This window comes from Roseateles sp. GW835-FHT13E02 (genome assembly GCF_058794035.1).
Genome location: NZ_JBXAGJ010000007.1, coordinates 78,203 through 99,911, shown reverse-complemented (window position 1 = coordinate 99,911; position 21,709 = coordinate 78,203). Strand labels below are relative to the sequence as shown.

27 protein-coding genes are annotated in these 21,709 nt (G+C 67.2%); 14 read left to right on the top strand and 13 right to left on the bottom strand.

Features of this window, described 5'->3' with window-relative positions:
* Window positions 1–6 precede the first annotated feature (6 nt).
* From AC1Q6P_RS08825 to AC1Q6P_RS08800, 6 genes are all read left to right on the top strand, one after another.
* Entirely contained in the window at window positions 7–1,176 is a 1,170-nt protein-coding gene (locus AC1Q6P_RS08825) for a substrate-binding periplasmic protein (protein ID WP_492663614.1), read from the top strand.
* 9 nt (window positions 1,177–1,185) lie between these two features.
* Window positions 1,186–1,620: a PaaI family thioesterase gene (locus tag AC1Q6P_RS08820; protein ID WP_492663615.1), complete on the top strand. Its 435-nt coding sequence runs from the start codon at window positions 1,186–1,188 to the stop codon at window positions 1,618–1,620.
* Window positions 1,617–2,942, top strand: coding sequence for a hypothetical protein (locus AC1Q6P_RS08815; protein ID WP_492663616.1), 1,326 nt, complete (start codon window positions 1,617–1,619; stop codon window positions 2,940–2,942). The genes AC1Q6P_RS08820 and AC1Q6P_RS08815 overlap by 4 nt, the downstream gene beginning before the upstream one ends.
* A 12-nt stretch (window positions 2,943–2,954) precedes the next feature.
* Window positions 2,955–4,190, top strand: coding sequence for a substrate-binding periplasmic protein (locus AC1Q6P_RS08810; RefSeq protein ID WP_492663617.1), 1,236 nt, complete (start codon window positions 2,955–2,957; stop codon window positions 4,188–4,190).
* 100 nt (window positions 4,191–4,290) lie between these two features.
* On the top strand, window positions 4,291–4,836 hold the full coding sequence (locus AC1Q6P_RS08805) for a helix-turn-helix transcriptional regulator (RefSeq protein ID WP_492663618.1): 546 nt from the start codon (window positions 4,291–4,293) through the stop codon (window positions 4,834–4,836).
* Between the two features lie 39 nt (window positions 4,837–4,875).
* The gene (locus AC1Q6P_RS08800) at window positions 4,876–5,355 is read left to right on the top strand and encodes a thioesterase family protein (protein ID WP_492663619.1); all 480 of its coding nucleotides are present in this window, start codon (window positions 4,876–4,878) and stop codon (window positions 5,353–5,355) included.
* Here AC1Q6P_RS08800 and AC1Q6P_RS08795 read toward each other — a convergent pair.
* Window positions 5,340–6,620, bottom strand: coding sequence for an MFS transporter (locus tag AC1Q6P_RS08795; protein ID WP_492663620.1), 1,281 nt, complete (start codon window positions 6,618–6,620; stop codon window positions 5,340–5,342). The genes AC1Q6P_RS08800 and AC1Q6P_RS08795 overlap by 16 nt on opposite strands.
* Window positions 6,621–6,773: 153 nt before the next feature.
* Here AC1Q6P_RS08795 and AC1Q6P_RS08790 point away from each other — a divergent pair, with 153 nt between their 5' ends.
* From AC1Q6P_RS08790 to AC1Q6P_RS08765, 6 genes are read left to right on the top strand one after another with little or no spacing between them, the layout of a single operon-like run.
* The gene (locus tag AC1Q6P_RS08790; protein WP_492663621.1) at window positions 6,774–7,502 is read left to right on the top strand and encodes a creatininase family protein; all 729 of its coding nucleotides are present in this window, start codon (window positions 6,774–6,776) and stop codon (window positions 7,500–7,502) included.
* Between the two features lie 12 nt (window positions 7,503–7,514).
* On the top strand, window positions 7,515–8,000 hold the full coding sequence (locus AC1Q6P_RS08785; RefSeq protein ID WP_492663622.1) for a protein-tyrosine phosphatase family protein: 486 nt from the start codon (window positions 7,515–7,517) through the stop codon (window positions 7,998–8,000).
* A gap of 2 nt (window positions 8,001–8,002) precedes the next feature.
* Complete coding sequence (locus tag AC1Q6P_RS08780) at window positions 8,003–8,635, top strand: pseudouridine synthase (protein ID WP_492663623.1); 633 nt, start codon at window positions 8,003–8,005, stop codon at window positions 8,633–8,635.
* Window positions 8,635–9,255, top strand: coding sequence for a DUF938 domain-containing protein (locus AC1Q6P_RS08775; RefSeq protein WP_492663624.1), 621 nt, complete (start codon window positions 8,635–8,637; stop codon window positions 9,253–9,255). The genes AC1Q6P_RS08780 and AC1Q6P_RS08775 overlap by 1 nt, the downstream gene beginning before the upstream one ends.
* Window positions 9,256–9,279: 24 nt before the next feature.
* Entirely contained in the window at window positions 9,280–10,050 is a 771-nt protein-coding gene (locus tag AC1Q6P_RS08770) for an SDR family NAD(P)-dependent oxidoreductase (RefSeq protein WP_492663625.1), read from the top strand.
* A gap of 59 nt (window positions 10,051–10,109) precedes the next feature.
* The gene (locus AC1Q6P_RS08765; protein WP_492663626.1) at window positions 10,110–11,072 is read left to right on the top strand and encodes a Tim44 domain-containing protein; all 963 of its coding nucleotides are present in this window, start codon (window positions 10,110–10,112) and stop codon (window positions 11,070–11,072) included.
* A gap of 64 nt (window positions 11,073–11,136) precedes the next feature.
* On the opposite strand, the gene AC1Q6P_RS08760 is transcribed toward AC1Q6P_RS08765, so the two are convergent.
* The 7 genes from AC1Q6P_RS08760 to rpsP all read right to left on the bottom strand — a co-directional run bounded on the left by AC1Q6P_RS08760 (window position 11,137) and on the right by rpsP (window position 16,267).
* Window positions 11,137–11,760 carry a hypothetical protein gene (locus AC1Q6P_RS08760; protein ID WP_492663627.1) on the bottom strand — a complete coding sequence of 208 codons (624 nt, stop codon included), beginning with the start codon at window positions 11,758–11,760 and terminating at the stop codon, window positions 11,137–11,139.
* Window positions 11,761–12,009: 249 nt separating this feature from the next.
* Window positions 12,010–12,999, bottom strand: coding sequence for a CobD/CbiB family protein (locus AC1Q6P_RS08755; protein WP_492663628.1), 990 nt, complete (start codon window positions 12,997–12,999; stop codon window positions 12,010–12,012).
* A 28-nt stretch (window positions 13,000–13,027) separates the two neighbouring features.
* Window positions 13,028–13,720: a CoA pyrophosphatase gene (locus tag AC1Q6P_RS08750; RefSeq protein ID WP_492663629.1), complete on the bottom strand. Its 693-nt coding sequence runs from the start codon at window positions 13,718–13,720 to the stop codon at window positions 13,028–13,030.
* Between the two features lie 126 nt (window positions 13,721–13,846).
* Window positions 13,847–14,200, bottom strand: a complete 354-nt coding sequence (gene rplS / locus AC1Q6P_RS08745; protein WP_102770423.1) for a 50S ribosomal protein L19 — start codon at window positions 14,198–14,200, stop codon at window positions 13,847–13,849.
* 301 nt (window positions 14,201–14,501) lie between these two features.
* Window positions 14,502–15,299, bottom strand: coding sequence for a tRNA (guanosine(37)-N1)-methyltransferase TrmD (trmD, locus tag AC1Q6P_RS08740; RefSeq protein WP_492663630.1), 798 nt, complete (start codon window positions 15,297–15,299; stop codon window positions 14,502–14,504).
* Between the two features lie 89 nt (window positions 15,300–15,388).
* A complete protein-coding gene (gene rimM / locus AC1Q6P_RS08735; protein ID WP_492663631.1) occupies window positions 15,389–16,015 on the bottom strand; it encodes a ribosome maturation factor RimM in 627 nt (208 codons plus the stop codon).
* Entirely contained in the window at window positions 16,016–16,267 is a 252-nt protein-coding gene (gene rpsP / locus AC1Q6P_RS08730; protein WP_171826041.1) for a 30S ribosomal protein S16, read from the bottom strand.
* Between the two features lie 318 nt (window positions 16,268–16,585).
* On the opposite strand from rpsP, the gene AC1Q6P_RS08725 reads away from it, so the two are divergent.
* Window positions 16,586–17,140 (top strand): GNAT family N-acetyltransferase, encoded by a 555-nt coding sequence (locus tag AC1Q6P_RS08725; RefSeq protein WP_492663632.1) that lies wholly within the window; start codon window positions 16,586–16,588, stop codon window positions 17,138–17,140.
* A complete protein-coding gene (locus tag AC1Q6P_RS08720; RefSeq protein ID WP_492663633.1) occupies window positions 17,137–17,643 on the top strand; it encodes a hypothetical protein in 507 nt (168 codons plus the stop codon). The genes AC1Q6P_RS08725 and AC1Q6P_RS08720 overlap by 4 nt, the downstream gene beginning before the upstream one ends.
* A 21-nt stretch (window positions 17,644–17,664) precedes the next feature.
* Here the strand turns inward: AC1Q6P_RS08720 and AC1Q6P_RS08715 are convergent, their stop codons facing one another.
* The 5 genes from AC1Q6P_RS08715 to hda are packed head-to-tail and all read right to left on the bottom strand — an operon-like array spanning window position 17,665 to window position 21,559.
* On the bottom strand, window positions 17,665–18,021 hold the full coding sequence (locus AC1Q6P_RS08715; protein WP_171826038.1) for a DMT family protein: 357 nt from the start codon (window positions 18,019–18,021) through the stop codon (window positions 17,665–17,667).
* Complete coding sequence (gene folK / locus AC1Q6P_RS08710) at window positions 18,015–18,536, bottom strand: 2-amino-4-hydroxy-6-hydroxymethyldihydropteridine diphosphokinase (protein WP_492663690.1); 522 nt, start codon at window positions 18,534–18,536, stop codon at window positions 18,015–18,017. Before folK ends, AC1Q6P_RS08715 begins: the two co-directional genes overlap by 7 nt.
* 19 nt (window positions 18,537–18,555) lie before the next feature.
* Window positions 18,556–20,196, bottom strand: coding sequence for a polynucleotide adenylyltransferase PcnB (gene pcnB / locus AC1Q6P_RS08705; RefSeq protein WP_492663634.1), 1,641 nt, complete (start codon window positions 20,194–20,196; stop codon window positions 18,556–18,558).
* Window positions 20,193–20,879 (bottom strand): histidinol-phosphatase, encoded by a 687-nt coding sequence (locus AC1Q6P_RS08700; RefSeq protein ID WP_492663635.1) that lies wholly within the window; start codon window positions 20,877–20,879, stop codon window positions 20,193–20,195. Before AC1Q6P_RS08700 ends, pcnB begins: the two co-directional genes overlap by 4 nt.
* Window positions 20,876–21,559, bottom strand: coding sequence for a DnaA regulatory inactivator Hda (gene hda, locus AC1Q6P_RS08695; protein WP_102770060.1), 684 nt, complete (start codon window positions 21,557–21,559; stop codon window positions 20,876–20,878). The genes AC1Q6P_RS08700 and hda overlap by 4 nt, the downstream gene beginning before the upstream one ends.
* Window positions 21,560–21,709 lie beyond the last annotated feature (150 nt).

The following is a 21,709-nucleotide window of genomic DNA, read 5'->3' as shown; positions in this document are numbered from 1 at the left end:
GCGGACATGCGCCACTCTCAAGACACCGAGCGCCGCAGGTCCCGCAGGCCGGGCAAATGGCTCGCGGGCTGGTGGGCCCTGTGCTCGACCTTGGTCCTGTGCGGCAGCCTGCCCGAGCCCGCCCGCTGTGCAGAGGAGCCGCCGGCCCTGCGGGTCGCGATCTCCCGGGCCAACAGCCCGCCCTTTGTGATCTGGCGAGAGCAGCAGGTCAGCGCCGGCATCGATGTCGAGATTGGCCAGGCTTTGGCGGCACTGCTTCATGCACGCTTCGAATGGCAGGCCCTGCCACGGCTGCGCATCGAAACGGCCTTGCTGAACGGCGAGGCCGACATGGCCTGCAATCTCAGCCCCTTGCAGGCCCCTCGTCCGGAGCCGCTGCCGCAAAGCCCGGGTCTGTTCGATGTTCAGGACCTGTTGGCAGCCCACCCCGACGCAGCGGCAGTGGACTCGCTGGAGCAAGTGCCTCTCGGCAGCACCATCGGCGCCTTGCAAGCCCAGGCCTACCCCGTGCTCGACACCCTGGTTGCGCAGGGCCACCTCAAGCGCGACGACGCACTGGACGAGGAGCGCATGCTGCGCAAGCTCGCCCTGGAGCGCCACCCGTATGCCGTTGGCAGCCGACAGACACTGAGCTGGTTCACCAGCCAGAGCGGCAGCGAAGGACCGGCAGGGCTGGCGTCCTGGCGCCTGCTGCTGGGCACACGGGCCTACCGCTGCTGGTTTTCGCCGCGTGGCCGCTACGAGGTCAAGCACATGCTGGCGGGTATGGAGCAACTGCTCAGCAGCGGCCGCATCGAAGCCATCGTCACCGCGCGCAGCGCACCCGCGTTGGCGGTGGTGGTGTCCGTACGCAGCCCTCTGCGGCAAGTCAGTCGCAAGGCACTGGCCGAGCTGTTCCTGGGCTTGCGCCACAGTCTGCAAGACGATCTGCCGGCTCTGCCGGTGATGAGCAACGGCCCCGAGCGTCAACAATTTTTTGCGTCGATACTCAAGCGAGAGCCCGCCCAGTTTCGAGCCTCCTGGGCGGCGCAACAGTTCGGAGGTCGCCGTAAAGCCCCCGCAGAATTGAGTTCGGCCGAAACCACCAAGCTCTTCTTGCAGCGTCACGCGGAAGCCGTGGGTTTTTTGCCCCTGGCCCTGGTGGACCCGAGCCTGCGCATTGTCTACATGCCTTGAGAACCAGCCATGAGCACCCACACCCCTCCGCCGGCGCCCGGCCTCCAGGCCTCGGACCTGCAAGCCGCCCTGCCCCGAATCTTCGCGCCCTGGATCGTCGACATGGGTCTCGAGGTGCTGAGCTGCAGCCCTGGTGAAGTGAGCCTGCGCCTGCCGGTCAAGCCCGCGTTTGTCCATGTCGGCGGCGTGATGTGCGGCCAGGTGGCCATGGCCGCGGCCGATACGGCCATGGTGCTGGCCATGATGACCGAGCTGGGTGAATTCAAACCCATGACCACCGTGCAGTTGCAAACCAGTTTTTTGCGTCCGATCTCGGGGCCCTTCTGCCTGATTCGCGCCACGGTGCTGCGACGGGGCAAGAGCCTGGCTTTTGGCAGCATCGACATCCTCAACCCCGATGAACGCCTGGCCGCCCAGGCCACCACCACCTACGCCCTGCTATGAAGGACGCGGCACACCACGGCTGGCGACCATCGGTGCTGTCGGCCCTGCTGCTGGCCGCGGGCGCCATGGCTGTGCGTGCCGAACCCGAGCCTATGCCGAACGCGGAAATCGGCGCCGCACCGGCCGCCGGCGACCTGGCCGAATGGGTCAAGCTCGATGGTTTCGGCACCCTGGGCGCCTACCGCTCCAACGACGCCGTGGCCAGCATGCGGCCCGATGCGCGCAATGCCAATGCCTCGCTGCGCGACTGGCGCTTCGACGGCGACAGCCAGCTCTCCGGGCAGCTCACCCTCAACCCCAACGGGCCGCTGCGCCTGGTGTGGCAGGTGCTGGCCAAGGACGATATCGTGCTGCGTTTCCGGCCCCGCACCGAATGGCTCTACCTCGGCTGGGAGACCTCGACCCCGCTGAGCCTGCGGGCCGGTCGCCTGGCACTGCCGGTGTTCATGTTGTCTGAGACCCGCAATGTGGCCTACGCCCTGACCAATGTGCGGCCATACAGCTCGCTCTACCACCTCAACCCCATCACCAAGGTCGATGGCCTGGGCGCCATCTGGCGCCACACCTTGGGTCCGGGCGAGCTGAGCCTGGACGCGGTCCACGGCCGCGCCAAAGTGGACCTGACCACCGGACGCATCAAGGCTCGCGCCATCACGGCCCTGGCAGCCCAATGGCGCCAAGGGCACTGGAGCTTGCGCCTGGGGCGCTCGGAGTATCAGATCGACGCCCAGCTGCCCGCCACCTTGGCCCAGTTGCAAGTGCTGGCCTCGGGCGCCACAGGCTGCGCCAACTGCGCCAGCGTCCTGAGTGCCCGAGCGCCGGCTCAGGTGCGCGCAGTCATCGATACCGGGGGGTTCAATCTGGAGCAAGGTGCCTGGACCCTGAGTGCCGAATGGATGCGGCGCCGCTCCGACTCCATCCTGGTGGCCGACGCCAATGCCTGGTATGCCCAGCTGTCTCGCCGCATGGGCGCCTTCACGCCTTTCCTAGGCATTGGCCAGACCCGCTTCATCGAGGCAGCGTTGGGATTTCAGAGCGCTGCCGGAACGCCGCCGGCCGCGCAGGCGGCCAACGCTGCCTTTGATCGCTTCCTGCAAAGCGCCAACGGACGGCGCAGCTGGCAGGCCGGCCTGCGCTGGGACTTTGCAGAGAACCTGGCACTCAAGCTCCACCATGAATGGCTGAAGAACACCCAGGAGATCCGCCTGGGCCAGACCGGCAGCGTGAGCTACCCGGCGCCTCCGCCCATCGGCAGCTACCGCGGCCCAAGCTGGGACGGCCAGTTGCGCGTGCTCAGCCTGAATCTGGATTTTGTGTTCTGAGGTGAAGCACCCATGAACGCACGCGCCCGCCCCTGCACCTGCGCCAGCCTGCGGCTCCGCCCGGTGCCGGGCCGGGCCGGACGTGCCTGCCTGCCAGCTTTGCTGCTGGCGGCCTCGGCGATGCTGGCGACACCGGCCCTGGCCCAGCCGTCGGTTCAGACGCCGCTTCAAACGCTGGCTTCGGCGCCCGCCAGATCGGAGGCCGGCAAAGCACTCCGAGTCTCGGCCGTGCAGTCGTGGTCGGCGCCCTATGCCTTTTACCGCGATGGGGCACTGGTGGCAGGCATCAACCACGACATCGTCCACACCCTGGCCGAGCAACTGGGTCTGACGGTGCAAACCCAGGTACTGCCGCGCACCCGGGTCGACGCGGCGGTGCTGGCCGGTGATGTGGATCTGCGTTGCCACCTGAGCCGCGACTGGGTGCGCAACCCCGAGGCTTACCACTGGGGTCCGCCGCTGTTCGAACTGGCCACGGTGCTGGCCGGTCATGAATCGGCTGTGCCCATCACAGCACTCGATCAGCTGCACCGCGGCCAGACCATCGGCACGGTGCTGGGCTTTGTCTACCCCGGGCTGGAGGAGCGCTTCAATGATGGGCGGCTGCGCCGGGACGACACCTTTGCCGTCGATCGCAATCTGCAAAAGCTCAAGCTGATCCGCTCGCCCTACATCGTGTCCGACACGCGCGAGATCGAATGGCATATGCGCAACACCCCCGGCCACCAGTTCGCCAACTGGCGGCTTCCCATCACGCGCACCGAGTTCCGCTGCGCCGTGCCGCGCAACGGCCGGCTTGATGCCGCCATGCTGCTGGCCGGACTGGAGCGGCTGCAGGCCAGCGGTCGCATCGAGCAGATCATCAGGAACTACAGCCCGCCCCAGCCGGTGCTGGTGATGTCGGCCCAGAGTTCGGTCAAGCTGCTGAGCCAGCAGCAGGTGGCGGCCTTGTTCCTGGGCGAAACACTGGAACTGCCCGGCGGCGGCCGGCCGGTGCTGGGCAGCCAGAGCGGTGAGCTCAAACACGAGTTCTACAACCGGGTGCTTGAGAAGGATGCGGCCCAGGTCAAAGCCATCTGGTCACGCATGACCTTCAGCGGCCGTGGCCGCGCGCCGCGCGAGTTCGGGCAGAGCGCAGCGCTGCGCGCCTGGTTGTTGAACACACCCAATGCCCTGGCCTTCATGGACAGCAGCGGCCTGGATCCCTCGCTCAAAATCGTCTACATGCCGCCGGTCAGCCCACCCTGAACGCTGCGCAGCGCCCTGAAGCGATCCGCCTGAGCCACAATCGCGCCCCACAATCGCGCCCCACAATCGCGCCCCGCCATCGCTTGCCTGCCGACTGCCCATGCCGCTCGACTACCGCACCGCCTTTGACCTCGCCCCCATGGGCCTGGTGCTGTCGGCGCAGCGCCTGATCCAGGACTGCAACCAGCAACTGCTGGCCATGTTCCAGGCGCGGCGCGAGGATCTGGTCGGCCAGAGCCTGGAGATCCTCTACCCCAGCGTGGTCGAGTTCGAACGCACCGGCGAGCGCATCATCGCCAGCCTCGACGCCCAGGGCTGCTATGCCGACGACCGCCTGATGCGCCGCCTCGGCAACGGCCAGCTGTTCTGGTGCCATGTCTCGGGCCGCGCGCTCAAGCCCAGCGATCCGCATGCGGAAGGCATCTGGAGCTTTGTCGACCTCTCGCCGCACCGCCGCCTCAAGGCCGAGCTGACCCCGCGCGAGCGCGAAATCGCCGCCCTGCTGATCGAGGGCCTGACCAGCAAGCTGATCGGCCGCCGCCTGGCCATCAGCCCGCGCACGGTGGACGTCTACCGCGCCCGGCTGATGAAGAAATACGGCGCCGCCTCCACGCCCGACCTGATCCACAAACTGCTGGTGGTCTGAGCCGGCTGCTCTCTTCTTTTCTCCTGCGACATGCCTCCCATGAACCACGCCCCAGTGAACAGCATCTTCGACACCGAGTTCACCGAGCGCCTGTGCGAGATGTTCGAGCGCCAGATCTGCTTCAACCAGGTTCTGGGCCTGCAGATCGAATCGCTGACCGCCGATGCCGCCAGCGCCCGCCTGCAGATGCGGCCCGAGCTGATCGGCCATTTCACGCACCAGCGCCTGCACGGCGGCGTCATCAGTGCCACGCTCGATGCCATGGGCGGCCTGGCCGTGATGGCAGCCATCGGCGCGCGGCACCTCGATGAGAGCGCTGAGGCGCGCCTGCAGCGCTTTGGCAAGCTGGGCACCATCGACCTGCGCATCGACTACCTGCGCCCGGGCAACGGGCCCGCCTTTCGCGCCACCGCCCAGGTGCTGCGCCTGGGCAGCCGGGTGGCCTCCACCCGCATGGAGTTCTTCGATGCTGAAGGCCGCCTGATCAGCTGCGGCGCCGGCGCCTACATCGTGTCCTGAGACGGCTCGGACCGGGCTGCTTCGCGCCGCGCCAGGCGCAGCAGCAGCAAGGACGCGGCCACGCAGCAGACGCCGCCCAGGCCCATGATCCAGCGTGTGGACAGCAGGGCCAGGCCGCCGCCGATCAGCGCCATCAAGACATTTGACAGGCAGAACACCGTGGACAGCAGGCCCATCACCCGGCCCTGGCCATGGCCGGCAAAACGCTCGGACATCCAGGCCGGCAGCACCGCGTTGTAAAGCGCCAGCGGCAAGCCCAGGCCGACGATGGCCGCCAGGCCCAGCGGCCCGGGCAGCAGCACCAGGCTGCTCAGGCCCAGGGCGGCACACAGCGCCAGCAGGGCCGCCCGCCGCAGCGGCCGGCGGCTGGCCGGCAGGCGGCCGGCCACCACACTGGCCGTGGTCATGGCTGCACATTGCGCCGCCGTCACCCAGGCGATGCCAGCGCTGCCCAAGCCCATGTTCTCCAGCATCCACAGCGGCGCGAACTCGTACAGCGCGTTGACGCCCAGGCAGTACATCAGCTGCAGCGCAAACAAGGCCGCCAGCACCGGGTCGGCACGCAAGAGCCCCAACACCTGCTGCTCGCGCAGCTGGCGCCAGAAACCCGAGAAACCCGGCTGAGGGGCGCTGCCGGCCGCTGGAGTCGGCCGCCAATCGGGCACCCAGAGCGTCAGCACCAGCAGGCAGGGCAGCATGGCCAGGCCGGCCAGCAAGAACGGCACGCTCTCGCCCAGCGGTAGGGTCAGGCCACCGACCAGGGGGCCCAGCAGCCAGCCCATGTAGAGGCAGGCATTGAGCCAGGCAAAAGCCTGGGTGCGGTCGATCTGCTCATGCATATCGGCCAGCAGAGCGCGCGCCACCGCCACATTGCCCTCGGTCAGGCCGGTGATGAAGCGCGCCAACACAAACAGCAGGTACCAGCGCTGGCCGAGGGCAAAGGCCGTGAGCCCGTAGCTGAGCAAGGTGGCGGTGATGGTCACGGCCAGCACGCGGCGCCGGCCATGGCGATCGGACAGCGGGCCGATGAAGAGATTGCCGATCAGGATGCCGAGCGGGTTGGCCGCCAGCGCCAGCCCCATCAGCAGGCGCGGGTCCAGGCCGGCGAAATGGGTGAAGTCATCGACCGGCCCGCCGACAAAGATCGGCGCCAGGATGGGATAGGGCAAGGCCATGCCCACCGTGCTCATCAAGGACAGGGCGCAGATGGCCAGCAGCACCCAGCTGGGGTGGCGGATGGCGGGCGCGGCGGTAGCTGGACTCATCGGGGACAGGGCATGAAAAGAATGTGTTCGCCATGCAAAACAAGACGGCCGCCATCATGGCAGCTTGGCTGCATGAGAAGCCGCTTGCAGGGCACAATCGCGACGCCTTTCGCCCCGCCCTTCAAAGCCTGTCCACCCTCCTCTTCTCAGCTCATGCGCATCAAAGACTGCAACTGGTCCATGGTCGAGCGCTACCTGCGCCAGGACGACCGCGCCGTGCTGCCCCTGGGCAGCGTCGAGCAGCACGCGTTTCTGTCCCTGGCCGTGGATGCCATCCTGGCCGAAGAGGTGGCGGCGGCGGCAGCCGAACCGCTGGGTGTGCCTGTTTTTCCGGCCCAGGCCTACGGCGTCACACCCACTTACATGGCCTACCCTGGCACCATGAGCTTGCGCCTGGAGACCTTGCTGCAGGTCTTGCGCGACCTGATCGGCTCGCTGCACCAGCATGGTTTTCGCCGCATCGTCATCGTCAACGGCCATGGCGGTAACTACGGCGCCTCCGCGCTCTTGCAGGCCTTGGGCGCCGAGCTGCCGGGCATCCAGCTCAAATGGCACAACTGGTGGGCGGCACCGTGCACCATGGCTTTTGTGCGCGAGCACGACCCGCAGGCCTCGCACGCCAGCTGGACGGAGAATTTCGAGGGCCTGACCCGCCTGCCCGGCGTCGCCCTGCCCGATGCACCCAAGCCCCTGGTCGACTACGCCCGCATGGCCTTGATGGACCCGGTCGCCAAGCGCGCCTACCTCGGCGATGGCTGCTACGGCGGCCACTACCAGCAGCCGCCCGAGGTGATGGAGCGGCTCTGGACCATCGCTGTGCAAGAAACCCGCGATATCCTCGATGGTCCCTGGCTGGACTCCGCGTCCGCCCGCCTTCCCTGAAGCCCTGACAACATGCCGTTTCGCCCCGTTTCCCTGCCTGCGCTGGATCCACATTCCTCGGGTCGCCTGTGGCTGCAATCCATGCCCGGCCGCCTCGAATCCTGGCCCGCCTTCCTCGACGAAGCGCGATTGCGCCAGCTGCATCTGGTGGTCTGCCTGAACCCGCTCGAAGAGGTAGCCCAGCTCTCGCCCGGCTACCACAAGGCAATCGCCGAGGGGCGGCTGCCCTTCCGCTGGCAACACCTGCCCATGCGCGACTTCGGCCTCGGTGCCGACCCGCAGGCCTTCCGCCAGGGTGTGGAGCAGATCGCCCACAGCCTGGTGCTGGGCGAGCAGGTGCTGCTGCATTGCGCCGCCGGCATCGGCCGCACCGGCACCGTGGCCGCCTGTGTGCTGAAAAGCCTGGGCCTGCCGCGCGAGGCAGCCCTGGCCGCCGTGCGCGCGGCCGGCTCCAACCCGCAATCGGCCTTGCAGTCGGGCTGGGTGGACCAGTTCTGAAGGTGAAACCCCTGCCCGCCCTGAACCTGCTGGTTGAGCGCGAGGAGATCCTGCTGCTGAACAAGCCCAGCGGCCTGCTGTCCGTGCCCGGCCGCGGCGAGGACAAGCAGGACTGCGCCATCCACCGCGCCCAAGCCCGCTTTCCCGAGGCCCTGATCGTCCACCGCCTGGACATGGCCACCTCCGGCCTGCTGCTGCTGGCACGAGGCCCCGAGTGGCAGCGCAGCCTGAGCCAGGACTTTGCCGAGCGCCGCGTGCACAAGCGCTATATCGCGGTGGTGCGAGGCAGCCTGGCGGCGGGAGCGGACTGGCAGCTGATCGACCTGCCCCTGATCACCGACTGGCCAAATCGGCCGCGCCAGAAGGTCTGCTTCGAACAAGGCAAGCCCTCGCAGACCCGCTACCGCGTGCTCGGCCATGAGCTGCGCGAGGGCCAGGCCTGCACCCGTGTCGAGCTGGAGCCGATCACCGGCCGCACCCACCAGCTGCGCCTGCACATGCTGGCCCTGGGCCACCCCATCGTGGGCGATGCCTTGTACGCACCCGAGCACCCCGCACCTCGCCTGCTGCTGCACGCCTGCCACCTGAGACTGCCGGAACACGGCTGGTCCTTCGATTGCCCGCCGGAGTTTTGATGTCCTCAGCCTTGCCCGAATCACCTGGCGCCCGGCACTCGCCGGCCGCCGAGCGCAACAAACAACCCATCTTGGAGGCCTTGCAAGCCCTGCTGCCGCCCCGCGGCCGGGCGCTGGAGATCGCCAGCGGCAGTGGCCAGCACATCGCGCATTTCGCCGCCGGCCTGCCCGGCTGGCATTGGCTGGCCTCCGACCCATCGCCCGAGGCCCGCACCTCCATCGCCGCCTGGTGGCCGCAAGGGCCGGCGGCCCTGGCCCTCGATGTGCAGAACCCCGACTGGGGCCTGCCGGCCGAGCATCTGCCGCTGGACCTGATCCACTGCGCGAACATGCTGCACATCTCGCCCTGGGCCAGCAGCGCGGCGCTGTTCCGGGGCGCGTCCCGGCATCTGGCCGCGACCGGTCTGCTGACGGTTTACGGCCCTTTTGTCGTGCCGGGCGAGGCGACCGCGCCCAGCAATCTGGCCTTTGACGCCGATCTGCGCAGCCGCAACCCCGCCTGGGGCCTGCGCAGCCTGGATGCGGTGCAGGCCTGCGCGCAAGAGGCCGGCCTGCGGCTGCGCCAGCGCCTGAGCCTGCCGGCCAACAATCTGCTGCTGGTGTGGGAACGCCAGCCCTGACCCACGATTAGCGCAGGAGAACCCATGAGTGCCACTCACGAACTTTTCATCATCACCGGCGCCTCACGCGGCATGGGCGAAGCCATCGCTCAGCAACTGCTGGCGCCCGAGCATCAGCTGATCGGCATCTCGCGCGGCCGCAGTGAGGCCTTGCAGCGTGAGGCCGACACGCGCGGCCTGGCGCTGGAGCAATGGCAGGCCGATCTGGCCGAGCCCTTGGCGGCCGCCGAGCGCCTGGCGGCCTGGCTGGCGCAGCAAGACCTGAGCCGATTCCGCCGCGCCACCTTGATCAACAACGCCGGCGTGGTCAGCACGCCCGGCCCGGTGGATGGCGTGCCGCTGGCCGAACTGTCCATGGCCTTGCGCGTGGGCCTGGAGTCCTGTCTGCTGCTCAGCAGTGCCTTCCTGAGCGGCACGGCCGCGCTGGGGTCCAAACGGCGCATCCTCAACATCTCCTCCGGCCTGGGTCGCCGCGCCATGGCCGGCAGCGCGCCCTACTGCGCCGCCAAGGCCGGCATGGACAACCTTTCGCGCGCCATGGCCCTGGACGAAGCCGCCAAGCCCGCCGGCCAGGGCGCCGTCATCGTCTCGCTGGCACCCGGCATCATCGACACCGAGATGCAGCTGCAGCTGCGCAGCGCCGACCCGGCCAAGTTTCCGAACCGCCAGGTCTTTGCCGATTTCAAGAGCGGCGGCCAGCTGATGAGCCCGGCCGAAGCGGCGGGCAAGGTGCTGCGCTTCCTGGCCTCCGCAGGTTTCGGCAACACCGTGCTGGCCGACGTTCGCGAGTCTTGAAATCCCCCGCGCCTCCCCCATCTGCCACTCTGGTCACGTCTGACCTTCAAGGAGTTTTTGTGAAACGTGCTTTGTTGTCTGCCCTGATTGCCCTGAGCGCCGTCTCGGTTCTGAGCCTGGCCTCCTTCGACGCCGAGGCCAAGCGCCTCGGTGGCGGTGGATCGGCAGGCATGAAACGGGCCGTGCCCCAGCAAAACCATGATGCGGCCAAGAGCGCCCCCGGCGCGCCGGCCCAAGGCCAGCAGGCCACGCCCTCACCCCAGCAAGCCGCGCCGGCAACCCCTGCAGCTCAGCCGGCCGCCGCTGCCGCGGCGCCCAAGCGCAGCTGGATGGGTCCGATTGCCGGCCTGGCCGCCGGCCTGGGCATCGCCGCCCTGGCCAGCCACTTCGGCATGGGTGGCGCCCTGGCCAACATCATGACCATGGTGCTGATTGGCGGCGCTGCGCTGCTCCTGATCACCTTCCTGATGCGCCGCTTCGCCGGCAACAAGAACGCCCAGGCTGGCGGCCTGCAATACGCCGCGGCCGGCCCGGCGTCTTACCCGGCTAACTCCCCAGCCGCACAACCGGCCCAGCCCGCCCCGGCACTGCAGCCGCAGGCCTTCCAGCCGGCACAACCCGCAGCCGCCAGTGCCGCGCCGGTCGCGGCCGGCCCGAGCGCTGAAGACGCCGCCTTCGAGCAAATCGCCAAACGCGTCTTCATCCGCCTGCAAGCGGCCAACGATGCCGGTGACCAGGCCGATCTGCGCCGCTTCACCACGCCCGAGATGTACGGTGCCGTGCAACAAGAGCTGCTGGACCGCAAGGGCGCGACCCAACGCACCGATGTGCTGCAGCTGGACGCCCGCGTGATCGAACGCACCCAGGAAAACGGCCAGCAAATCGTCAGCGTGCGTTTCTGGGGCCTGATCCGTGAGCAGAGCGAGGCCGCGGCGGAGAACTTCGATGAAGTCTGGCATCTGGTGCGCCCGCTGGACGAAAGCCGCGAATGGGCGATTGCCGGCATCCAGGCAACCGCATAAGTCAGAGCGCCCCTAAAAAAGCAAAGGCCCGCAGCTGCGGGCCTTTTTCATGGGGGCAACAGCTTCAGACGTTGCGCCCGCTGCGGGCCACCGCCTCGTAGGCGCGCAACTCGGCGAGGTTCTGACGCCGGCTGGCCTCGCTGCTGCTCTCGGCCGTGCTGGCGGCCTTGCCGTCCAGGGTCGGGTAAGCGAAATCGTAAATCTTGCGCTCCATCACATCGATGGTGCCGTCCTGGTTGGCATCGGCATCTTCGAACTGGGAGCTGCTCAAACCTTGGTCGGTCGGCGCATTGCTGCTGATCTGCACGGCGGCGGGGGCGCTGCGGGTGGCAGATTGAGCCGCCGGTGGCGGCGAATCGGGCGGCAGGCTGATGGGCGCGTCGTTGCGATCGGTCGAGGCCTCCACAGGCCGCTGCTTGCGGCCTGTGGGATCACCACCGGATGTGCTCGGCGGCAGCGGGCCTGGGGCCGGCTCGGGCCGCACGGGCGCCGACTGGGCGCGACGCGCACCTTCGCTGGAAATCTCCACCACGGCCGATTCAGGCTCGGCAGGCAGCGGTGCCTGCTTGACCGGCACGGCCTTGCGCGTCTGCACCTCGGCGCTGCTGCTGGTGTTGGCACTGAAACGAACCGGCGCGACGATGGAGGCGCTGGCGGCTTCGTTGTGACTGGCGACGTTGTTGATCATGGCAAACCTCCACGAGAGAGACTTTGCAGGGCTGGCCCACAAACAGCGGGGGCGGCATCACACCGCAAAACCACTGGCCGACCAGTACATGGATTGGATTTCGACCAATCCATCACGCAACTTGAATACTTCCACTTTAATGCGTGAGCGGAGGTCTTGCCCAATCATCTCGCCGTGCCGACAAGGCAATCGCCGAAATCAAGCCCAAAACACCAGCCAAACCCGCGCTAGAACTGCGGCAGGCGCCTGTCAGCCGACCAAATTGGCCAGGGTCAGCAAGGCCAGCAGCAGCATCCACAAGACCACCGAGCGCCAGATCAGACCGACCACGCTTTGCAGATGGCCCAGCTGGGCCGGCTGCCCGGGCGTGCTGCCCTCGGCGCGGGTGGCGTCGGCATCCACGCCGGCTTCGAAAGTCTTGCTGCGATCGGGCGTCACGCCCGGTGCGGCCACGCCGCCCAGCTGCAAGCCCAGTGCGCCGGCGGCCGAGGCCAGGATGATGCCTTCGTTGGGATGCAGCCACAGCCCGGCATCGCGGCGCCAGCCATTCACCGCCTCTTCGAAATTGCCGACGATGGTGAAGCCGGTGGCGGTGAAACGTGCCGGCAGGTAATCGATCCAACCGAACAGGCGGCGCGAGAGCAGCATCAGGCGTTCATTGGTCGGCGCATCCAGCGTGCGGCTCTTGAAGGCCCAGTAGCGGCTGGCGAATTCGGCCATGCGGTACAGCACCGCACCGGCCGGGCCCAGCCCGACCGTGGACAGCACGACGAACCAGAAGAACACGCCAAACACATGGCGATGCGCGGCCAGCAGCGAGTGCTCGATGGCATGGCGGACCAGCTCGGTGCGCGGCAATTCACTGGCGTCCAGGTGGCGCCATTCGGACAACAGGCGCCGGGCCTCGTTGTCATCGCCGCGCTCGAGCGCATCGCGAATGTCGGTGAAGTAATGGCTGAACTGGCGGAAGCCCAGAGTCAGGTAGAGCACCACCACATCGAGGGCCAGCGCCAGGATGACGCTGAAATGGTGCACGGCCAGGTAGATCGCGGTGGTCAGCAGGGCCGGCCCCAGGGCGGTGATGGACCAGACCACGGTGGCGTGGTGCTCGTCGCCGGCATCGAAGTTGCGACCGGTCCAGCGCACCCAGGCGATCACGCCTTGATGGATGCCATTGCCGTGGCGGAGAGGTTTGAGCTGTTCACACAGCAATGCCAGGAGGACCGCGAAGAAGTTCATGGGCCGGGATGATAGCGGGCGCCACCGCTCAGGCTGAGAGGAAGCGGTAGAAGTTGCGCAAGATCGCGGCGGTGGCGCCCCAGATGAAGTCATCGCGCTCACCGGCCTGCCCGCCCCAGGGCATGGACAGGAACTGGCGCTGCCCGCCGGCGTAGACGAACACATGCCGGCGATGGTGCGCCGGCGTCATCAGAAACTGCAGCGGCACCTCGAACACCTCGGCCACTTCGCCGGGGTCCAGACGCAGATCAAAACCGGGCTGCACCAAGGCCACCACGGGCGTCACCTTAAAAGAAGTGACCGTGGTGTAGATCGGCAAACTGCCCAGCACCTCGATGTGAGCGCTGAGCAGCCCGATCTCCTCCTCGGCTTCGCGCAGGGCGGTGGCCTCCGGACCGGCATCGTCGGGCTCGGTCTTGCCGCCCGGCAGGCTGATCTGGCCGGCGTGGTGGCGCAGATGGTCGGTGCGCCGCGTCAACAGCAACTGCAAACCGTCCGGGCGCTCGACCAGAGGCAGAAGCACGGCCGCCGCCGCTGGGCTGCGCTCGGCGAAACCCGGGGCGCCCCCATCTCCGGCAAGCTCCGGCTGCCACGTCGGCGGTGAGGCAAAGCGCTGACGCAAGGCTCCGGCCTGAAGGCGCAAGGGTTCGACGGGTGGCAGGTGGGCATCCACGCCGCTGACTGGCACGGCGCGGGGGTCAAGAATCGGAGGTCGGCTCATGGGCGGCAAGCATAGCTTTGGCAGCACCCCGCCCCAGGGTGCAGCTCGCTCGTGGCTGAGCCGATGGGGCATAAAAAAAGCCGCCCGAAGGCGGCTTTCTCGCAGGGAAACCTGGCAAGCGCCAGATCAGCCCAACTTTTCCTTGATACGAGCCGACTTGCCCGAACGATCGCGCAGGTAGTACAGCTTGGCACGGCGCACATCGCCGCGGCGCTTCACTTCGATCGAAGCGATCAGCGGGCTGTACAGCTGGAACGTACGCTCCACGCCTTCACCGTTGGAGATCTTGCGCACGATGAAGCCGGAATTCAGGCCGCGGTTGCGCTTGGCAATCACGACGCCTTCGAATGCCTGCACGCGCTTGCGGGTGCCTTCAACGACATTGACGCTGACGATCACGGTGTCGCCAGGGGCGAACGACGGAAAGTTCTTGTTCAGGCGAGCAATTTCTTCTTGCTCAAGGGTTTGGATCAAGTCCATGAGGTTCTCCAAATGATCGTGGCGGCGACGATGCTCGGACACGTCACTCGACGCACCAAGACTGCTGAAATAGCGCCGATGAAAACAGGTCTTGCAACCTGGGCTTCACGGCTGTGTGAGGGTTTTTCTGCTGGCCAAGGCAAGCAGCTCTACCCCCGTTCGACCCGCCAGAGGATCGGACAGCCCGCCATTATAGCCCGCTTAGCGCCGATTCACCAAGGGCCAGCCCGCTTGAGCCGCTCAAGATGACTGCCGCCATGGCGCCACTGGGCCACGCCGACGCCCTCCCCGAAGCCGCGGCTCAGCGTCCTTCTGCAGGCAGCTGCGCCAGAAAGCGCTCGTCCGCCTTGCTCAGACGGCCTGCAGCACGCGCAGCCAGGATCAAATCGGGGCGGCGGCGCTGGGTCAGCTCCAGCGAGCGCTCGCGGCGCCAGCGCGCGATCTGGGCATGGTGGCCGGACATCAGCACCGCCGGCACCGGCAGGTCTTCGGTCTGGCCCGGCAAGCCGGTCAGGACCTCGGGGCGGCTGTAGTGCGGGCAATCGAGCAGGCCATCGGAAAAACTGTCCTGCACATGCGACTGGGCATCGCCCAGCACGCCGTCCTGCAGGCGCGCGACGGCGTCGAGCAAGGCCAGGGCGGGCAACTCACCGCCCGAAAGCACGAAATCGCCGAGGCTGATTTCCAGCGTGACATGGCGATCGAGAAAACGCTGATCCATGCCTTCGTAGCGACCGCACAGCAGCACGGCACCGGGCCCACGCGCCAGCTCCTGCACCAGGGCCTGATCCATGCGCCGGCCGGTGGGGCTGAAATGAATGATGGCAGGCGGCGTGTCGGCCGCGCCATCCGCCAGCGCCTCCATCCGCGCCGCCTTGGCCGCGGCCAGCGCACGTTCGAGCGGCTCCGCCAGCATCACCATGCCTGGGCCACCGCCAAAAGGACGATCGTCAACACGGCGGTAGTTGTCGCTCGCGAAATCGCGCAGCTGCCAGAGATGGACATCGACCTGGCGGCTCTCGAAAGCGCGCCGCGTCACCCCCTGGCTCATATGCGGGCCAAAGAGCTCGGGAAACAGGGTCAGGATGTCAAAGCGCATGAGGAAGGGTGCGCAAAGGAAGACGGTGGCCGGGAGGAAAACCGAGGCACAAAGCAGGCGGCTGAAGCATCACAGCGCGCCGCCTGGGCTCAGTAGTCCAGACCCCAGTCCACGGTGATGATGCGCTGCTCCAGATCGACATCGTCCACGTAGGCGGAAACGAAGGGAAGCAGGCGCTCTTGATCCGACTTGATCGGCGCGCTCAGGCCGGGCGGTGCAATGCGCAGCACGCTGTGCGGGCCGGCATCGATCAGACCCAGCACCTCGCCCAGGGTTTCGCCCTGGCGATTGACCACCGACAGGCCGATCAGGTCGACCCAGTAGTACTCATCCGGGTCCGCCGCCGGGAAGGCCGAGCGGGAGATGAAGATGCGGGCGCCGCGCAAGGCTTCGGCCGCATTGCGATCCGCGCAGTCCTGGGCGTTGGCCACCAGGCCCTCGCCATGTTCGCGGATCGAGAGAATCTTGAGCAGGCGGGGCAAAGGCTTGTTGACCTTGACCACCGCCGGCGCGTTGCCCTCGGGCGCACGGAGGAACCAGCGCCGCGAGGAGAACAGTGCCTGGGCATCGCTGGAATAGGCCTGCACCTTGAACCAGCCTTTGACACCCCAGGCGTCCAGAATGCACCCGACTTCCACCGCGTCCTCAGGCCAGGCCAGCTCTTCGGAGCCGGTGCTGGCAGGAGCGCGCGAATCGGAGGCGGGTGTTCTCGACATTTAGACCGCGGCCTTCTTGGCTTCGGTCACCAGACGCTCGACGGTCGGCGACAGTTGGGCGCCCACGCCGGTCCAGTAGCTGACGCGGTCCAGCGCCACGCGCAGGGACTCAGCAGCACCCGAAGCGACCGGGTTATAGAAGCCGACCTTCTCGATGAAGCGGCCGTCACGGCGCTGGCGGCTGTTGGCCACGACGATGTTGTAGAAGGGGCGCTTCTTGGAGCCGCCGCGAGCCAGACGAATAACAACCATGATGTTTCCTATGAATCTATTGCATCCATCGCACCAGGAGACACTCAGGGCGAGTAGATCGGGGTGGCCTCGGGCTACATCAAACACCAGCCTTGCCTCGCACCCTGAGCACACCCCGTAGGAATGCACTGCACAATGCGCTGCCAGCTTTGCTGCTGAACACCTTCTGCCGTGACTGGCCCTGTAGATACGCCGCACCGACCGCCTTCGCGAACGCCCCGCGGTGATGAACACCACCCAAGCGCACGCTCCACCAAACCAGTTCGACCAAGGCCAAAACCCAGCATTATAAACTCGGCGCCAAGGATCAACAGAGATATGAGCACAGAAAAAAACACGAATCCCGCCAGCGCGACCCTGCTGCGCCCCAGCACCGACGCCGACATCCCCGCCATTCAGGCCATTTACGCCCATGCTGTGGCGCACGGCACCGGCACGTTTGAGACCGAGATCCCCGACACAGCCGAAATGAGCCGCCGCCGCGCCGAGGTGCTGAGCCGCGGCCTGCCCTGGCTGGTGGCCGAGCGCGAAGGCCAGATCCTGGGCTATGCCTACGCCAACTATTTCCGCCCGCGCATGGCCTACCGCTTCTGCCTGGAGGACTCGATTTACCTGCACCCGGACAGCCAGGGCCAAGGCATCGGCCGCCTGCTGCTGGCCGAGCTGATGGCTCGCTGCGAGGCGCTGGGTGCGCGCCAGATGTTAGCCGTGATCGGCGATGCCGAGAACCAGGGCTCCATCGGCCTGCACCGGGCGCTGGGCTTTCAGGACACCGGGGTGCTGAAGAGCGCGGGCTGGAAATTCGGCCGCTGGCTGGACGTCATCCTGATGCAACGCCAGCTCGGCCTGGGCGACAACGGGAGCCCGGAATGAGCGAGCTGAAGCCGACCGACGCAAGCCCGAGCGGCGCGCACAAATCCAAGACCCTGGCCACCTGGTTGGCCCTGGTGCTGGGCAGCCTGGGCCTGCACCGCTTCTACCTCTACGGCTTCGGCGACCGCCTGGCCTGGCTGCACCCCTGGCCGACCCTGCTGGGCCTCTACGGCCTGCAGCGCATGGAATTGCTGGGCCAGGACGACCGCTTGAGCTGGGTGCTGATGCCCTTGCTGGGCCTGATGCTGGTCAATGCCATGATTTGCGGCATCGTCTACGGCCTGAGCTCGGACGAGAAATGGGATGCCGAGCACAACGGTGGCCGGGCCAGCCGACCCAGCGGCTGGGGTGCCGTCATCGGGGTGGTGGCTTGCGTCTTCCTTGGCGGCATTTCGCTGATGACCACCATCGCCTTCAGCGCCCAGCGCTATTTCGAAACCCAGGTCGAGGCAGCGCAGGAAATCAGCCAGGACCCAAGCAGCAGCAGCGGCAGCAGCCGCTGAGCGCCCATCAAACCGGCCCGATCAGGGGCCGCGGAAGATGAAATAAACCGCGCCCATCAAGCACAGACCGGCCCAGATGAAATCGGTCTTGAAGGGCTGGCCCATGTAGATCACCGAAAACGGCACGAAGACCGCCAAAGTGATCACCTCCTGCGTGATCTTGAGCTGGGCCAGACTGAAGCCGGCGCCGTAGCCGATGCGGTTGGCCGGCACCTGCAACAAGTACTCGAACAGGGCAATGCCCCAGCTCAGGAGTGCCGCGATCCACCAGGGCTTGGACGCCATGTTCTTGAGGTGGCCGTACCAGGCCACCGTCATGAAGAGATTCGACAGCAGCAGCAGACCCAGGGTCTGCCAACCCGCAAGACTGCTCAGCATGTGACGCCTTTCCGGTCGCTCAGGATCGGACCCAGGCATTCGATGAACTGACCCTGAACGCCCGCCAGATACGAATCCAAGCGCTGCAGGCCCGGCAGGCGCAGCTCGGGCGCCAGCTCGATCAAGGGCCGCAGGACAAACGCTCGCTGATGCAGGCGCGGGTGCGGCAAGCGCAGGCGCGGCAGATCCAGGTTCAGGCCGCCATGGCTGAGCACATCCAGATCCAAGGTGCGCGGTGCATTGACGAAAGGCCGCTCGCGGCCGTGGCGCAGCTCGATGGCCTGCAGCGCATCCAGCAATTCCAAGGGCGCCAGCCCGGTCTGCAGCCGAGCCACGGCATTGAGGAAATCCGGCCCGCCCGCCTCCACCGGCGCGCTGCGGTAGGCGCTGGACACGGCCAGCAACTGCGTATGCGGCAAGGCCGCCAACTCCGCCAGTGCGGCGTTCAACGTGGCCGCCAGATCCCCGAGATTGGCACCCAGACCGACGAAAACCTCAGCGGCTGAGCCCTGCACACCCGCAGTGGCCAAGGACTCAGGCCCCACCGCCCGAACCACCCTCACCACCCGAACCGCCCTCGCCGCCCGATGCCGTCGCTCCGCCCTCACCGGCGCCGCGCTGCGAGGCCGGCTTGCGGCGGCGACGGCGCTTCTTGGCCGGCGCCTTGCCCTCGGACAAGGCCTCGGCCACATCATCGGGCGCGCCCACCGGGCCTATGCCCTCCTTGCGCGGCAGCTGATGGGTCTTGGCAGCGCGGCGCTGCTGCTTCTCCAGCTCGCGCACGTCTTCCAGCAGGGCTTCGCGCTCGTCGTCGCTGCCCAGGGCAAAGTCTTCCCACCAATCGGCCAGGGCCGGCTCGATCTCGCCGGCATCGGCGCGCAGGCGCAGGAAGTCAAAGCCGGCGCGGTAGCGCGGCTGTTCGATCAAGGTGTAGACCCCGCTGCCGCTGCGGCGCTCGAAGCGCGGCTGCATCATCCAGATCTCGCGCATATCGGTGGCCAGCTTGCCGCGGCCCGAAATATCGCCGATGCGGGCGTCGAAGACCGTGTCGATGGCCTGCTGCAAGGCCGGCACCACCGGCTCGCCGGCTTCGCGCAGGCGATTCCAGCGTTCCAGCACCTCGAACCACAACATGCAGGCCAGCATGAAGCTGGGCGAGACACCACGGCCTTCGCGTACGCGCAGGTCGGTATCCTCAAATGCCATGCGCACAAAATCGCCGCGCATGCCGGCCGGCAGCTCGCCCGATTCGGTCAGCATGGCATCCAGCACCGGGAACACCCCGCGCGCCAGACCCAGCTTGCGCAGCGACTCCAGGCTGGCCAGGGAGTGGCCGGTCTGCAGCAGCTTGATCATCTCGTCGAACATGCGCGAAATCGGCACATTGCTGAGCAAAGCCGCGCTGGCCTGGATGGGCGCACGGGTCTTGGGTTCAAGCTCGAAGCCCAGCTTGGCGGCAAAACGCACGGCACGGATGATGCGCACCGGGTCTTCACGGTAGCGGGCTTCCGGGTCGCCAATCATGCGCAGCACGCGCTGCTTCGCATCGGCCAGGCCGCCGTGGTAATCCACCACCAGTTGACGCTGCGGGTCGTAGTAGAGGGCGTTGACGGTGAAGTCGCGGCGGGCGGCATCCTCGATCTGCGGACCCCAGACGTTGTCGCGCAGCACGCGGCCTTCGGCGTCCACCACATGGCTTTTGCCGGCCAGTTCGGCCTTGGAGGTTTTCTCGTTGCCGCTCACTTGCTCGGCCGATTCCTGGCCCAGCAGGGCGCGGAAGGTCGACACCTCGATCACCTCATGTTCACGGCCCCGGCCGTAGACCACATGGACGATGCGAAAGCGCCGGCCGATGATGAAGGCACGGCGGAACAAGCCCTTGACCTGCTCGGGCGTGGCATTGGTCGCCACATCGAAATCCTTGGGCCGCATGCCCAGCAGCAGGTCGCGCACCGCGCCGCCGACGATATAGGCCTCGAAGCCCGCATTGGCCAGGGTCTCGACCACGCGCACCGCGCGTTCGTCGAGCAGGCTGGGGTCGATGCCGTGATCCTCAACGCCCACCTCGACCCGCTTGCCGAGCGAGCCATGGCCGGTCTTCGCTTCCTTGGGTGCCTTGGCGGCCTTGCCGGCGGAGGGCTTGCCCAGCAGCTTGTCTATGAATTTTTTGATCATGCGAACAGATTCAGTTGGGGCCAGCCGCGGGCGGACGCGATGTCCGCCAGGGCCGGCGTCGGGTTGGTGGCCACCGGGTGGCTGACCAGCTCCAGAAGCGGCAAATCGTTGATCGAGTCGCTGTAGAAGTTCACGCGCTCGAAGTCCTGCCATTGTCGTCCCAAGCCCGCCAGCCATTGCTGGACGCGCTCGATCTTGCCGGCCTGGAAGGACGGCACGCCGTCGATCCGCCCGGTGCACTGGCCCTGCCCGTCGCGCTCCAGGCGCACGGCGATCAGGTGGGGCACGCCAAAAGCCGCAGCAATCGGCGCCGTGACGAACTCGTTGGTGGCGGTGACGATGGCCAGCAAGTCACCAGCGTCGGCATGCCGCTGCACCAGCGCCCGCGCATTGTCACCGATCAAGGGCGCCATCACCTCGGCCATGAAGCGCTCACGCGCAGCCAGGGCCTCGGCCGTTGGGCGGCGCCGCCAGACCGAGGTGGCAAACTCGATGTAGGCATTCAGATCCAGGCAGCCGGCCTGGTACTGGGCATAGAACTCGTCGTTGCGCGCCTGCCATTCGGCGCCATCGGCCCAGCCAATCTGGACCATGAAGCTGCCGAAGGCATGGTCAGAGTCGTTCGGGATCAGGGTGCCGTCGAGATCAAACAGGGTCAGGGCTTGCGGGGCGGGCGCATTCATCCGGCCATTCCTTCATCGGCCAGCATCTGGCGCAGCAGGGGCACCGTGACCGCGCGCTTGGCGGCCAGGGCAAATTCATCGAGACGATCGAGCAAGCGCATCAGGTGCTTGAGATCACGGGCAAAGCGGGTCAACAAATAATCGATCACCTCATCGGCCAGCAAAATGCCACGCCGGTCGGCCTCGCGGCGCAGGGCCGCGCGCATCTCCTGCTCGCTCAGCGGTTGCAAGGCAAAGGTGGGGCCCCAGCCGAGGCGGGTGCGCAGGTCCTCGCGCAAATCCAGATCGACCGGCGGCGCGCTGCCGCTGGCCACCACGGCCAGGCCATGGGTGGCCGCCTCGACAAACAGGGCAAAAGCGGCATGCTGCTGGCCCGCATCGAAGCGCTCGCAATCGTCCATCAGCAAAAGGCTGGGCTGGCTGGGCAGCTCCCAGGGCAGCGGCGTGTCGGCGTCATACCAGCCGACCTGGGCGCCCGCCTCCTGCCAGGCGTGGGCCAGGGCACGCAGCACATGGGTCTTGCCGCAGCCGGGCACACCCCAGAGGAAGACCGGCGGCGGCGCCACCGAACCGGTGCGCAGCGACTGCAGATGGGCCAATGCCGCGCTGTTGGCGCCGGGCAGGAAATTGTCAAAGGTGAACATCGGCGCGGGGCCGATGGCAAGCGGGATCTGCTTCAAAACCGGTTCATCTCCAAGACCACGTTCACCTCGTACCTCATGCACACCCCATGCGAGCTGGCAGCAAACGCCTGTGCCCTGCAAGCCAAAAATCTGTCAGCCCAAGCCAACAGCTTGCTCGCGGCGGCCCCGATTCTAAAGGCGTGCGCC

Coding starts and splice junctions, on each gene's coding strand:
- AC1Q6P_RS08825 (WP_492663614.1), top strand. CDS start 7: ATGCGCCACTCTCAAGACACCGAGCGCCGCAGGTCCCGCAGGCCGGGC.
- AC1Q6P_RS08820 (WP_492663615.1), top strand. CDS start 1,186: ATGAGCACCCACACCCCTCCGCCGGCGCCCGGCCTCCAGGCCTCGGAC.
- AC1Q6P_RS08815 (WP_492663616.1), top strand. CDS start 1,617: ATGAAGGACGCGGCACACCACGGCTGGCGACCATCGGTGCTGTCGGCC.
- AC1Q6P_RS08810 (WP_492663617.1), top strand. CDS start 2,955: ATGAACGCACGCGCCCGCCCCTGCACCTGCGCCAGCCTGCGGCTCCGC.
- AC1Q6P_RS08805 (WP_492663618.1), top strand. CDS start 4,291: ATGCCGCTCGACTACCGCACCGCCTTTGACCTCGCCCCCATGGGCCTG.
- AC1Q6P_RS08800 (WP_492663619.1), top strand. CDS start 4,876: ATGAACCACGCCCCAGTGAACAGCATCTTCGACACCGAGTTCACCGAG.
- AC1Q6P_RS08795 (WP_492663620.1), bottom strand. CDS start 6,620: ATGAGTCCAGCTACCGCCGCGCCCGCCATCCGCCACCCCAGCTGGGTG.
- AC1Q6P_RS08790 (WP_492663621.1), top strand. CDS start 6,774: ATGCGCATCAAAGACTGCAACTGGTCCATGGTCGAGCGCTACCTGCGC.
- AC1Q6P_RS08785 (WP_492663622.1), top strand. CDS start 7,515: ATGCCGTTTCGCCCCGTTTCCCTGCCTGCGCTGGATCCACATTCCTCG.
- AC1Q6P_RS08775 (WP_492663624.1), top strand. CDS start 8,635: ATGTCCTCAGCCTTGCCCGAATCACCTGGCGCCCGGCACTCGCCGGCC.
- AC1Q6P_RS08770 (WP_492663625.1), top strand. CDS start 9,280: ATGAGTGCCACTCACGAACTTTTCATCATCACCGGCGCCTCACGCGGC.
- AC1Q6P_RS08760 (WP_492663627.1), bottom strand. CDS start 11,760: ATGATCAACAACGTCGCCAGTCACAACGAAGCCGCCAGCGCCTCCATC.
- AC1Q6P_RS08755 (WP_492663628.1), bottom strand. CDS start 12,999: ATGAACTTCTTCGCGGTCCTCCTGGCATTGCTGTGTGAACAGCTCAAA.
- AC1Q6P_RS08750 (WP_492663629.1), bottom strand. CDS start 13,720: ATGAGCCGACCTCCGATTCTTGACCCCCGCGCCGTGCCAGTCAGCGGC.
- rplS (WP_102770423.1), bottom strand. CDS start 14,200: ATGGACTTGATCCAAACCCTTGAGCAAGAAGAAATTGCTCGCCTGAAC.
- trmD (WP_492663630.1), bottom strand. CDS start 15,299: ATGCGCTTTGACATCCTGACCCTGTTTCCCGAGCTCTTTGGCCCGCAT.
- rimM (WP_492663631.1), bottom strand. CDS start 16,015: ATGTCGAGAACACCCGCCTCCGATTCGCGCGCTCCTGCCAGCACCGGC.
- rpsP (WP_171826041.1), bottom strand. CDS start 16,267: ATGGTTGTTATTCGTCTGGCTCGCGGCGGCTCCAAGAAGCGCCCCTTC.
- AC1Q6P_RS08725 (WP_492663632.1), top strand. CDS start 16,586: ATGAGCACAGAAAAAAACACGAATCCCGCCAGCGCGACCCTGCTGCGC.
- AC1Q6P_RS08720 (WP_492663633.1), top strand. CDS start 17,137: ATGAGCGAGCTGAAGCCGACCGACGCAAGCCCGAGCGGCGCGCACAAA.
- AC1Q6P_RS08715 (WP_171826038.1), bottom strand. CDS start 18,021: ATGCTGAGCAGTCTTGCGGGTTGGCAGACCCTGGGTCTGCTGCTGCTG.
- pcnB (WP_492663634.1), bottom strand. CDS start 20,196: ATGATCAAAAAATTCATAGACAAGCTGCTGGGCAAGCCCTCCGCCGGC.
- AC1Q6P_RS08700 (WP_492663635.1), bottom strand. CDS start 20,879: ATGAATGCGCCCGCCCCGCAAGCCCTGACCCTGTTTGATCTCGACGGC.